At 38.9% G+C, this 11,793-nt stretch carries 11 protein-coding genes; 6 read left to right on the forward strand and 5 right to left on the reverse strand.

Features of this window, described 5'->3' with window-relative positions; translation table 11 throughout:
• Nucleotides 1-114: 114 nt before the first annotated feature.
• Nucleotides 115-1,740, forward strand: a complete 1,626-nt coding sequence (locus ACMUMK_RS00315) for a sensor histidine kinase (protein WP_414699140.1) — start codon at nt 115-117, stop codon at nt 1,738-1,740.
• Nucleotides 1,741-1,887: 147 nt separating this feature from the next.
• Nucleotides 1,888-2,595 carry a two-component system response regulator ArcA gene (arcA, locus tag ACMUMK_RS00320; protein WP_414699141.1) on the forward strand — a complete coding sequence of 236 codons (708 nt, stop codon included), beginning with the start codon at nt 1,888-1,890 and terminating at the stop codon, nt 2,593-2,595.
• A gap of 66 nt (nt 2,596-2,661) precedes the next feature.
• On the opposite strand, the gene ACMUMK_RS00325 is transcribed toward arcA, so the two are convergent.
• The 3 genes from ACMUMK_RS00325 to ACMUMK_RS00335 form a co-directional block, all read right to left on the reverse strand.
• Nucleotides 2,662-2,937, reverse strand: coding sequence for a peptidylprolyl isomerase (locus ACMUMK_RS00325; protein WP_414699142.1), 276 nt, complete (start codon nt 2,935-2,937; stop codon nt 2,662-2,664).
• Between the two features lie 120 nt (nt 2,938-3,057).
• Nucleotides 3,058-5,232 carry a glutamine synthetase III gene (locus ACMUMK_RS00330; protein ID WP_414699143.1) on the reverse strand — a complete coding sequence of 725 codons (2,175 nt, stop codon included), beginning with the start codon at nt 5,230-5,232 and terminating at the stop codon, nt 3,058-3,060.
• Between the two features lie 163 nt (nt 5,233-5,395).
• Nucleotides 5,396-5,896: an FxsA family protein gene (locus ACMUMK_RS00335; protein ID WP_414699144.1), complete on the reverse strand. Its 501-nt coding sequence runs from the start codon at nt 5,894-5,896 to the stop codon at nt 5,396-5,398.
• Between the two features lie 293 nt (nt 5,897-6,189).
• On the opposite strand from ACMUMK_RS00335, the gene ACMUMK_RS00340 reads away from it, so the two are divergent.
• Nucleotides 6,190-7,986: a protein-disulfide reductase DsbD gene (locus tag ACMUMK_RS00340; RefSeq protein WP_414699145.1), complete on the forward strand. Its 1,797-nt coding sequence runs from the start codon at nt 6,190-6,192 to the stop codon at nt 7,984-7,986.
• Between the two features lie 67 nt (nt 7,987-8,053).
• Here ACMUMK_RS00340 and upp read toward each other — a convergent pair whose 3' ends face one another.
• Both upp and ACMUMK_RS00350 read right to left on the reverse strand, forming a co-directional pair.
• Nucleotides 8,054-8,683 (reverse strand): uracil phosphoribosyltransferase, encoded by a 630-nt coding sequence (gene upp / locus ACMUMK_RS00345; RefSeq protein WP_414699146.1) that lies wholly within the window; start codon nt 8,681-8,683, stop codon nt 8,054-8,056.
• A gap of 12 nt (nt 8,684-8,695) precedes the next feature.
• A complete protein-coding gene (locus tag ACMUMK_RS00350; RefSeq protein ID WP_414699147.1) occupies nt 8,696-9,295 on the reverse strand; it encodes an ACP phosphodiesterase in 600 nt (199 codons plus the stop codon).
• A 165-nt stretch (nt 9,296-9,460) separates the two neighbouring features.
• On the opposite strand from ACMUMK_RS00350, the gene aroQ reads away from it, so the two are divergent.
• The 3 genes from aroQ to accC are packed head-to-tail and all read left to right on the forward strand — an operon-like array spanning nt 9,461 to nt 11,769.
• A complete protein-coding gene (aroQ, locus tag ACMUMK_RS00355; protein WP_414699148.1) occupies nt 9,461-9,895 on the forward strand; it encodes a type II 3-dehydroquinate dehydratase in 435 nt (144 codons plus the stop codon).
• Between the two features lie 46 nt (nt 9,896-9,941).
• A complete protein-coding gene (gene accB / locus ACMUMK_RS00360) occupies nt 9,942-10,406 on the forward strand; it encodes an acetyl-CoA carboxylase biotin carboxyl carrier protein (protein ID WP_414699149.1) in 465 nt (154 codons plus the stop codon).
• A 13-nt stretch (nt 10,407-10,419) separates the two neighbouring features.
• A complete protein-coding gene (accC, locus tag ACMUMK_RS00365; protein WP_414699150.1) occupies nt 10,420-11,769 on the forward strand; it encodes an acetyl-CoA carboxylase biotin carboxylase subunit in 1,350 nt (449 codons plus the stop codon).
• Nucleotides 11,770-11,793 lie beyond the last annotated feature (24 nt).

An 11,793-nucleotide genomic window follows, 5' to 3' on the forward strand; every position in this document is an offset into this window, starting at 1 on the left:
CTAATAAACTTTTTCCCTAAAAGTGTATTTAATGGTTTTAATGAATGCAGTTTTTAGGGCTTATCAGAGACTCAATCGTGTCTTTTGTTAATTTAGGAACTAAATAAGGCTAATATGTTTGTAGATAAAACTGTTTTTTCAATTAAACGCCTGATTTTATGGGTAGTTTTGACAATTACCTCATTGTCTCTTCTTTTTTCATCGGCAGTTCATTTATACAGTCAAATTACCACCTACCAAAAGACCATAGAAGAAAATGTTGTTGTTACAGCTGAAGTAATTGGTCATCAAGCCATACCATTTGTTGTTGAAGAAAATGACATTGTATTACAACAATTATTAGCTGCATTGGCATTAGCTCCTACGATAGAAAACGTACATGTTTACAAGGTAAATAGTGAGCCGGAAATGACATTTTTGGCTAGCTTCAATAAAGCTGGTATCGCTCCTGTAAGGCCTAAATATACGCAAGTTAATGAGTTGTTTTTACCACAAATGTCCCTTGATGTTATCGAAGTAGTAAGGCCTATAAATTTAGATGGTGACTTGATTGGCTATGTTTATATTCGATCGTCGGTCGCAGCTTTAGATATGCTTATTAGCCAGTCTATTTCTATCACTGTTGGTGTGGTTGTATTTTGTCTAGTGGTGTGTTTTCTATTAATTCTTAAATTACAGAACTCCATTGCGTTACCAATCGAAGATATGGTGAAACTAGTACAACGTATATCCAGAACCAAAGACTACTCAAGTAGAGTTGATAGCCATGGTATTAAAGAGCTAGATATTCTGGGTAACGCTTTTAATGGCATGTTGTTCAATACACAAGAGCATATGGAAAAACAGGCACAAGCAGAAGCTGAGTTACTAAAGTTAAATGTCAGTCTAGAAGGGAAAGTACAGCAGCGTACCTTGGCACTTAAAGAAGCAAATGCTGAGCTTATTCAAACCTTAGAGCAATTACATCAATTTCAAAGGCAGATTGTACAAAATGAAAAGATGGCTTCCTTGGGGGATATGGTTGCGGGAGTTGCCCATGAGGTTAATACACCTATAGGGTTGGGAGTGACGGCGTCAACCATGATGTTGGACAGGCTAGGCGAGATGCGAGTTGCCTTTGAAGGTAAAACATTAAAGGCTAGTACTTTATCGAGGTTTATAAATGAAGGTGAAGAAAACCTAAATATTATTTATAGAAACTTAAATAGAGCAGCAGAATTAATCTCTAGTTTCAAGCAGGTTGCGGTAGACCAGTCATCAGAAAGTAGTCGGGTTTTTGCATTCAGTAGCCTGATGAACGAAATATTAATTTCAATGGGACCTACCCTTAAAAAAACACCCCATAAGGTGTATATCGATTGTGTTGAGGACCTTGTGGTTGAATCCAAAGCAGGGCCTATTAATCAAATTATGATTAATCTAATAATGAACTCAATCATTCATGGATTTGAAGGGATGGATGAGGGAAATATTAATATCAAAATAGAACTAATTGAGAATACCAAAGTCAAAATTGAGTTCGTTGATAACGGAAAAGGTATACCAGAGCATATACGCAAGAAAATATTTGATCCCTTTGTTACCACTAAAAGAGGCCAAGGCGGGAGTGGGCTAGGAATGCATCTTGTTTACAATTTAGTGACTCAAGCCTTAAACGGCACTATTTCTGTAAGTAGTGAAGAAGGTCATGGTGTCTACTTTAGCATCGTTTTTCCGGTTAAATTGGTCAACTCAAAGTAAAAATTGATAATGCCTTTGAATAAATATTGAAATACGCCTTTTTAGTTTATATAAATGCGATATATTTTACTTAATATGTAAATATGCTACTGATTTTTAGATATTTTCTGATAAACTTTTACACAAATTTTTAACTAGGCCCGAATCATGCAGACTCCTAATGTATTAATTGTCGAAGACGAAGTTGTTACTCGTACCACTTTAAAAAGCTTGTTCGAAGCAGAAGGGTACAATGTATTCGAAGCCGAGAACGGTGAACAAATGCATGACTTCTTTGAAAATAACACTATCAATTTAGTCATTATGGATATTAACCTTCCTGGTAAAAACGGTTTGATATTGGCACGAGAAGTTCGTGGCCGTAAGAATATTGGATTGATATTTTTAACCGGTAGAGACAACGATGTAGATCGTATTTTAGGGTTAGAAATTGGTGCAGACGATTATTTAACTAAGCCATTTAACCCTCGTGAGTTAACCATCAGAGCGAGAAATTTATTAACTAGAACCACTAGTAGTAGTGAAGATGATGATCTACCTAGTAGAGTTAGCTTTAATGGTTGGACATTAGATGGCGATAGCCGCAGTCTGATTTCTCCAAGTACAAAAGAGTTCCGTTTACCACGTAGTGAATTTAGAGCGTTACATTTATTCCTTAACAACCCAGGTAAAATACTCACTCGGGAACAATTGATAATGGAAATGACAGGCCGTGAATTACGTCCTAATGACCGTACTGTAGATGTGACTATACGTCGTATTCGTAAGCACTTTGAATCAGAAGTGAATGCAGATGATTTAATTGTAACTATTCATGGTGAAGGTTATCGTTTCTGTGGCTCTGTAGACTCATAGCAATAGCTTAATCTTAAAATTTTTAAAGCTCCTTTTAGGAGCTTTTTTATTGCCTAAAAATAGCTTTTAGTTTCTATATAAGGTTTTAATTAGGTGATATCCAAATTTAGTTTTAACGGGTCCGTGCACGGTTAAAATTTCTTTTTTAAATACAACATTGTCAAAAGCCTTAACCATTGAGCCAGGGCTAAACTCTCCAAGATCTCCTCCTTTTTTACCTGATGGGCAAATAGAGTGCTTTTTTGCTAACGAATGAAAATCTCCGCCCTTTTGAAGTTGCAACTTAAGTTTTTCAGCTAGTGCTTGGTCTTTAACAAGAATATGGCAGGCGCATGCTTTCATGGCGTTTATCCGCAGGTATTTGAAGGTGAATTAAGTTTGGCTAGTTTATCAGGTGAGAGCGCTAAAAAAAGAAAAAGAGCTCACGCTCTTTTTCTTTTAGATTTGAAATCTATATTTAGATTATTTGATAAATAACATTTCTTGATACTTAGGTAGAGGCCATAAGTCGTCAGAGACTACAAGCTCTAGAGCGTCTGCATGAGTACGAACTTCTAACATTAGTGGACATAACGTGCCTGCACAGTAGTTTAAGTGGTCTTCAACCGTGTCAAACTCTTCAACTTCTAATGCTTCTTTAAGCTTGCGTACTGCTGCCATCATAGCGTCCGTTTCAGTGGCGATTTCGTCAATGCTATTGTGACTAATCGTTATATTCAACTTACTAAGGTTGCTTGCTGTGCTAGATAAACTATTTAAGTACTCAATGGTTGCTGGGTATATTCTAGTGCTAGCCATACCTACAACTAACTTGGCTTCTACTTCGATAGAAAGAATGTACTGCTCTGCATAAACCTCAAAGCGACTTGCGAGCTCAGCAGGTGAAAGAACGCCAGTTGATTCAAATAATTTAACAACTGACTCGTCTTTAAACGCAGGTAAAGCATCAGCAGTGGTTGGAATGTTTTTCAAGCCACGCTCTTCAACAGCTGCTTTATGCCATTCACTTGAATAACCGTCACCACCGAAGATTACGTTACCATGCTCTTCCATTAGCTCTTGTAAAACAGTAATAACGGCTGCCGTTTTGTCTTCGCCTTTGTTTAAGACCGCTTCTAGTTTGTCAGCAATCCAGTTTAGTGAGTCTGCCAACATAGTGTTCATAGCCACTAATGGCCCCGACACTGACTGAGATGAGCCTACTGCTCTAAATTCAAAACGGTTACCGGTAAATGCAAATGGTGAAGTTCGGTTACGGTCACCAGGATCTCGTTCAAAAGAAAGAATTTGAGATAAGCCAAGATCCATTAACCCGCCTTTCGCTTTCTCAAGTAATTTACCTTCTTTTATATCATTGAACACACTTTCTAATTGCGTGCCTAGATATACAGATAATATTGCTGGTGGCGCTTCGTTAGCACCTAAACGATGGTCATTGGCAGCAGATGCAATCACAGCTCTTAATAATGGCCCGTATTTGTGTACGCCTCGAATTACAGCACCACAGAATAATAAGAAGTTTAAGTTGTCGTGAGGCGTGCTGCCTGGGTCTAGTAAGTTACCTTGAGTAGCATTGCCAACTGACCAGTTAACGTGTTTACCAGAACCATTTACACCTGCAAAAGGCTTTTCGTGTAAAAGACATAAGAAGCCATGTTCTTTAGCCGTGCTCTTCATTAAGGTCATTAGTAACTGTTGGTGATCAGCAGCTACGTTGGCAGCTTCGAAATAAGGAGCAATTTCGAATTGCCCTGGCGCTACTTCGTTATGGTGAGTTTTAGCTGGGATCCCCATTCTATATAGCTTGTCTTCAAAGTCTTGCATAAAGACCTGAACTCGCTCAGGGATTGCGCCAAAGTAATGATCATCAAACTGCTGGCCTTTAGCTGGAGCGGCACCAAATAAGGTACGGCCAGCTAGTACTAAATCAGGACGAGCATTAGCAAAATGTTCATCTACTAAAAAGTATTCTTGCTCAGCCCCGCAGCTAGAGTTGAGTGTAGCGATTTCTGTTTCACCCATTAAACTTAGTACTTTTTGAGCGGCTTTATCCATTGCTTTGTTTGAACGTAACAGAGGGATTTTCTTATCTAGAGCTTCACCGGTCCAAGACATAAACACACTTGGGATCATCAAGGTTGCGCCATTAGCAGTCTTCATTACATAGGCTGGGCTAGTAGGATCCCAAGCTGTGTAACCACGGGCTGCATTTGTCATACGCAAGCTACCATTAGGGAAAGAAGACCCATCAGGTTCTCCTTTTATCAACAGGCTGCCGGTGAATTCGGTGATAGCTCCGCCGTCTGAATTTGTGATGATAAACCCATCATGCTTTTCAGCAGTGATATTGGTCATTGGATAAAAGATATGCGAGAAAAACTTAACACCCTTGGCGATAGCCCAGTCTTTCATTGCTGCAGCGACAACATCTGCGGTAGCTGTATCAAGGGGGGCACCCGTTTGCACGGTTTTTTTGATAGCTTTAAAAGCGTTTTTTGATAAGGCTTCTTCCATGGCTGCTAAGCCGAAAACATCAGTCGCCCAAATTTTGTTCAATGGCTCTGGTGTTTTGCACGCTTTAGGTGCGCGGTTGGTAATTTCAACTATAGCGTTTTTACGAGATGTTAATCCACTCATATCTATTCCTCAGTGTGTCTTTAAAGGGGTGTAGGGGTTTACCTTATTTTTTTAAAGTAAAACATACTAAATCTGAGGATGGTAAAGCAGGTATCAGGCCACAAGCGTTTGAGAAGGGGGAGTTGAGCTCAACTTAAATTAACAAATGACTAACGTATTTAACTTAGTCATGCTTGTTTGTATCATCCTTCAACCTTTGGTGGTTTGATGGCGGATCCTTTCGCTCAAACTCACCTTCAATGATGTCTTCTGACTCTTGCTTTGTGTGTTGGGATTGTTGAAATCCACTATGAAAAGAAGGGTTCGCAGTGTTTACAATTACTCGCTTTAGTAAACTACTAGCAATAATTGGCCTTGTCATAGGTAAGGTTAATAACAAGCCTAAAATATCAGTAATAAATCCTGGGGTAACTAACAGCACGCCAGCTATCGCCAGAAGTAAGCCTTCAGCCATCTCTTGCCCAGGCATAATGCCCGTTTGCATTTTTTGTTGTGCTTGAGTTAGCGTAGTTAAGCCTTGCTGCCTAACTAATCGTGCTCCTATAAAAGCAGTGAGAATAACTATGGCTACTGTGTACCAGCCTCCTATTAGTTCTCCAACATTGATTAATATAGCGATTTCAGCAATAGGTAATATTGCAAAAAGTAGAAATAACTTAGCCAAAAATGCCTCTTTTGTATGGTATACCCAAGTATTATTTTAACTGATACTAGAGTTTTTGTATTTGTTATTATAATGGGCTCAGCTTGAGATAAACCAAGAGCCTCTTTGTTACAAAGTATTGCTTTTACTTGAATCAGATAATTTAAGAAACGCTGAAATACGTTAATTAAGATTAAGGTCTTTAAGCAAAGGCTTTGTTTTTTACTGTATATTTTTAAGTTTAGTTGTTTTTCTTGGGGATATTAACAACATATGTGTTGTCCTTATTTTAGTTTAATTAAAAAGAGTTTTTCATGAAGTTAGTCGCTAATCGGTTTGTCTTATTATTTATGCTGGGCTTATTCTCTGTGAATATCTTTGCCCAATCAGTTGATCCTTTAGCTGATTTATTTGCCAATGAGCCAGAATTCTTGAAAGTAGACGAAGCTTTTCAATTCGACTTTGAACAAAAAAATGGCCAGTTAATACTGAAGTGGAATATTGCTGATGACTATTATCTGTATAAAAAGCAGTTTAAAACCGCATTAAAACAGACTGAATTAGGGGAGCCTGAGTTTCCTGATGCAGTGCAAGTAGAAGATGAGTTTTTTGGATTGTCTGATGTGTTTCGTGGCGAATTAGAAGTCCAATACCCTATAATTTCTGCATCCAAAGATGGAGTTGTAAAAATTCGCTATCAAGGCTGTGCAGATGCTGGTCTTTGTTATCCTCCAGCCACCAAAGAAGTGTTTTTAGAAAGTGTTATTGCTAATGAAGTTAATAACTCAGCAGTTGATGGTGGCAATAATTCTGGCAGTCCAGTTGTTTCTGAGCAATTTGAACTTGCTAGCTTACTGTCAGGTGACCAAAGCTTATTTTGGACTTTATTGATATTTTTGGGATTAGGCATTGGCTTAGCATTTACGCCTTGTGTGTTTCCTATGTACCCGATTTTATCTGGTATTGTTATTGGTCAGGGTACCAGTATGAGTACATCTAGAGCCTTCAGTCTTTCATTTGTTTACGTTCAAGGTATGGCGCTTACATACTCATTGTTAGGGCTAGCCGTGGCTTCTGCTGGGGTCCAATTTCAAGCTAGCTTACAACATCCCGCAATTCTTATAACTCTGATTGTAATCTTTATATTGTTAGCTGTTGTGATGTTTGGAGCTTATGAGTTGCAGCTGCCATCTTCTTGGCAAGAAAAGCTAAATGCAATGAGTAACAAACAAACCAGTGGTAGTTATTTGGGTGTACTCGTAATGGGGGCTATTTCGGGCCTAGTTGCCTCACCATGTACAACAGCACCACTAACTGGAATTTTATTATATATTGCTCAAAGTGGTGACCTTGTCTTAGGTTTTAGTGCTTTGTATGTATTAAGTCTCGGTATGGGAATACCCTTAATTTTATTCGGTATCACAGGCGGCAAGTTACTACCTAAAGCAGGCCACTGGATGAACATAGTTAAAGTAGCATTTGGGTTTATGATGCTAGCAGTTGCAATAATGTTTGTTGAGCGCTTAGTGACACATGTAGCTACAGATATAGCTTGGTCACTACTAGGGTTAGCTAGTTTTACTTATTTTTATGTGATGAATCAAACAACCGCGGCGTCTTTTTTCAAAGGAGTAAGAGCGTTTATAATTTTTGTTGGTTTGTTTGTATCAGCTACTTATGGATATCAAACTGTGAGCGGTTATTTTTTCAATGGAGCAGTTGGTCAAATTTCAGCTAAGAAAATATCACATGTAAAGTTTACGCAAGTTACTAGTCTTGAAGACTTTAAAACAGAGTTAGCTGCCGCTAACAGTAAAGGAAAGACAGTTATGTTAGACCTTTATGCTGATTGGTGTGTGGCTTGTAAAGAGTTTGAGAAGTATACCTTCACAGACCCAGGTGTAACCAATGCGCTAAGTAATACAGTGTGGATACAAATAGATCTGACTGATGTTAACGAAACTAACTTGGCATTTCAGGAGCACTTTGCAGTTTTAGGGTTACCATCTATTCTATTTTTTGGTCTAGATGGAGAAGAGTTGAGTTCGTCAAGAGTGACTGGTTTTATGAAAGCAAATGCTTTTGAGCAGCATGTAACTAGGATTTTCTAATCAACGAGATGTTAGATAGTTACCTGATTTTATAGTAAATATCTAACACCATGCTAATTAACCGCGCTTAACGGGTTCCAAATATTTTATCTCCAGCATCTCCTAGCCCTGGAAGTATATAGCCTTGCTCATTTAGCTTTTCGTCTATTGATGCTGTGTAAATATCTATATCTGGATGTGCAGCTTCTAATGCTGCTAATCCCTCTGGGGCTGCAACTAAGAACAGTCCCATTATATCGGTACAACCTTTTTGCTTTAGTAAGTCGATAGTGGCAATAAGCGTACCACCGGTTGCTAACATGGGATCAACAATAAGCGCAGTACGTATTTTGATGTCTTTTACAACTTTATCGAAATAAGCAACTGGCTTGAGGGTTTCTTCATCTCTATATAAGCCCACCACACTAATTTTTGCGTTAGGAATAAGTTGTAATACCCCATCTAACATTCCCAAACCCGCTCTTAAAATAGGTACAACAGTAATCTTTTTACCTTTTATTTTTTGAGCCTTTAGTTGTTGCCCATCCCAAGCTGTTATAGTGGTTTGTTCGGTTTCTAAGTCTCTAGTGGCTTCGTAAGTTAGTAAATTACCCACTTCACTGGCCAGCTCTCTAAAATCTTTACTGCTAATTCCTCGCTTGCGCATTAGGCTTAATTTATGTTGAATGAGAGGGTGCTTAATTTCTTTTATTGCCATTATGGATATCTCTTAATTACTGTCTTGGTATGATTTTACAAAGTTTACTCCATGTTCTATTAAGCTGGGGTAGAACTCTGCGAATTTTCTTGCAAATAAATTATGGTGTTGTTGAAGAAAACACCAGGCTTGCTCAGCAAACTGTATTTTATTGTTCAGTCTCGACTCTATGGACGAAAATGCTTGAAAGCAAGCTTCCGGATTTGAATATTGATTTAGCCAGCGGTACTCGACCAATCGCTGTGCTTGCCTATGGAAAGCTGGCGAGATTGGTACAGAGAAATGCTCGAGCTCTTTATAAAACTGCGTAAAAAGTTGTTCATTACTAGTTGTGGAAAAGTCGTTCCATTTGGTCATTAACAAATAATCAAAATATATATCTATTATGACCCCAGACATTCGTCGTAGTTTCCCATTGAACTGTTGTTTTAGATGAATAACTACCGGATGGGCATCCGTAAACGAGTCAACACTGCGGTGTAAGCGAATGCCTTTTTCGATTTCTGCGGGTAAATGATCTAGTTGAGTGCCACGAACAAAATCCCCTAAAAAGTTTCCTACTAAGCTGGTAGCTGTGTAATCAGCTAAATGAATATGGGCAATATAGTTCATAATTTGGCAACCTTAATTTATGAATAATAAAAACACAAATTTTATAAACTTTGCAGTAAACTTCGCAGATAAGACCAGTATTTTGCTGCTAATTTCTATTTACGCTCTATAATGGTCCGATACATTCAATTCTTGTACATTAATTGTACGCAAAATGAGCAGCTAGTGAACTTATTAGTTATTAATGGGCCTAACTTAAATATGTTGGGCACTAGAGAGCCTGAGACATATGGCTCAGAAAATCTACAACAAATAAGCCAAAGATTAGATGGGCTTGCTGAGTCAGAGGGACTTAGTTTAACTCATGTGCAATCTAATGCGGAGCATGAGTTAATTGATACAGTACACAAGGCCTACGGTAACATTGATTTTATTATTATTAATCCTGGGGCGTATACCCATACCAGCATTGCCTTGAGAGATGCATTATTAAGTGTGTCTATCCCATTTATAGAAGTGCACCTATCGAATGTGCACGCAAGGGAGGCGTTTAGAAAGCACTCCTACCTTTCCGATATTGCTCAAGGGGTAATTTGTGGTTTGGGCTCACAAGGATATGAGTTTGCTATTGCAGCAGCTAAAAAATATTTAACTAAATAATTGTTAACCCAATTTATGGGTCGACTCGTCTATTAGAGAGAGAAAAATGGATATACGTAAAATTAAAAAATTGATTGAACTGGTTGAAGAGTCAGGAATATCTGAACTAGAAATTACTGAAGGTGAAGAGTCTGTAAGAATTCAGGTTGGTGGTAGTGCTGCCGCTGCGCCAGTTCAATATGCACCAGCTCCAGTAGTAGCAACACCAGCGCCGGCTCCTGCTGCCGCAGCGCCAGCTCCAGTTGCCGCCTCTCCTGAAGCTGCGCCAGCTGTAAGTGGTCATACTGTTTGTTCTCCTATGGTTGGAACCTTCTATCGTTCATCTTCACCAACTGCCAGTGCATATGTTGAAGTGGGCCAAAAAGTTAATGTTGGTGACACCCTTTGTATCATTGAAGCCATGAAAATGATGAACCAAATTGAATCTGATAAGGCTGGGGTTGTTAAGCAAATTCTAGTTGAAAACCAAGAGCCTGTAGAATTCGATCAACCTATGTTTGTGATTGAATAAAAGGTTAATGACAATGTTAAAGAAAGTCCTTATTGCAAATCGTGGTGAAATCGCGCTGCGAATTCTACGAGCATGTAAAGAATTGGGCATTAAAACTGTCGCTGTTCACTCTACTGCTGATGAGTCATTGAAGCATGTACTACTTGCAGATGAGACCATTTGTATCGGTAAAGCGTCTGCTACTGAAAGCTATTTGAACATTCCAAGAATTATTGCTGCCGCTGAAGTAACAGATGCAGAAGCTATACACCCAGGTTATGGGTTTTTAGCTGAAAATGCTGACTTTGCTGAAGCCGTTGAAAAAAGTGGTTTTGTATTTATTGGTCCTAAGGCAGACACCATTAATTTAATGGGTGATAAAGTTTCAGCTATAAAATCAATGAAAGCAGCGGGCGTTCCATGTGTGCCTGGTTCTGATGGTCCACTTGGCACTGATGAAGCTCGTAATAAGGAGCTTGCTAGAGGCATAGGATATCCAATCATTGTAAAAGCTGCAGGTGGCGGTGGTGGTCGTGGAATGCGAGTTGTACGTAGTGAAGAAGAGCTTATTTCTTCAATTGAGATGACTAAGAGCGAAGCCGGTGCTGCATTTAATAATGATGTGGTCTACATGGAGAAATTCCTTGAAAATCCTCGCCACGTTGAAATTCAAGTATTAGCTGACGGGCAAGGTAATGCTATCCATTTAGGTGAGCGTGACTGTTCAATGCAACGTCGCCATCAAAAAGTAGTAGAAGAAGCGCCGGCTCCAGGGATCACGCCTGAAATGCGAGCGGCTATTGGCGCGAGATGTTGCCAAGCTTGTATTGATATTAATTATCGTGGCGCGGGTACGTTTGAGTTCCTTTTTGAAAATGGAGAATTCTACTTCATAGAAATGAATACTCGTATTCAGGTAGAGCATCCAGTATCTGAAATGATTACCGGTGTAGACTTGATAAAAGAGCAACTACGTGTTGCTTCGGGTCAAAAATTGACTATTACCCAAGACCAAATTGAAGTGAAGGGCCACGCAATTGAGTGCAGAATAAATGCAGAAGACTCAGAAACCTTCATTCCTAGCCCAGGTAAAATTACAAAATTTCATCCACCAGGTGGCTTAGGTATTCGTTGGGACTCTCATATATATGCAGGGTATAGCGTGCCTCCTTATTACGACTCTATGATAGGTAAACTTATTACTTATGGTGAAACCAGAGAAGTAGCCATTGCAAGAATGCGTTTAGCTTTGGATGAGTTGGTAATTGGTGGAATTAAAACTAATGTCGATTTACAAAAAAGCATTATGGCTGATGAGCACTTTGCTGCTGGTGGCGCAAATATCCATTACCTAGAGAAAAAACTAGGTATGGGTGGGCACTAAGCTTACTATCTTAATGTATTAAAA

This window comes from Paraglaciecola sp. 2405UD69-4, from assembly GCF_047525415.1.
In the GTDB taxonomy this organism is placed as follows: domain Bacteria; phylum Pseudomonadota; class Gammaproteobacteria; order Enterobacterales; family Alteromonadaceae; genus Paraglaciecola.

Bases quoted from the DNA above. Each gene is read 5' to 3' on its own strand.
- ACMUMK_RS00315 (WP_414699140.1), top strand. From the start codon at position 115: ATGTTTGTAGATAAAACTGTTTTTTCAATTAAACGCCTGATTTTATGG.
- arcA (WP_414699141.1), top strand. From the start codon at position 1,888: ATGCAGACTCCTAATGTATTAATTGTCGAAGACGAAGTTGTTACTCGT.
- ACMUMK_RS00325 (WP_414699142.1), bottom strand. From the start codon at position 2,937: ATGAAAGCATGCGCCTGCCATATTCTTGTTAAAGACCAAGCACTAGCT.
- ACMUMK_RS00330 (WP_414699143.1), bottom strand. From the start codon at position 5,232: ATGAGTGGATTAACATCTCGTAAAAACGCTATAGTTGAAATTACCAAC.
- ACMUMK_RS00340 (WP_414699145.1), top strand. From the start codon at position 6,190: ATGAAGTTAGTCGCTAATCGGTTTGTCTTATTATTTATGCTGGGCTTA.
- upp (WP_414699146.1), bottom strand. From the start codon at position 8,683: ATGGCAATAAAAGAAATTAAGCACCCTCTCATTCAACATAAATTAAGC.
- ACMUMK_RS00350 (WP_414699147.1), bottom strand. From the start codon at position 9,295: ATGAACTATATTGCCCATATTCATTTAGCTGATTACACAGCTACCAGC.
- accB (WP_414699149.1), top strand. From the start codon at position 9,942: ATGGATATACGTAAAATTAAAAAATTGATTGAACTGGTTGAAGAGTCA.
- accC (WP_414699150.1), top strand. From the start codon at position 10,420: ATGTTAAAGAAAGTCCTTATTGCAAATCGTGGTGAAATCGCGCTGCGA.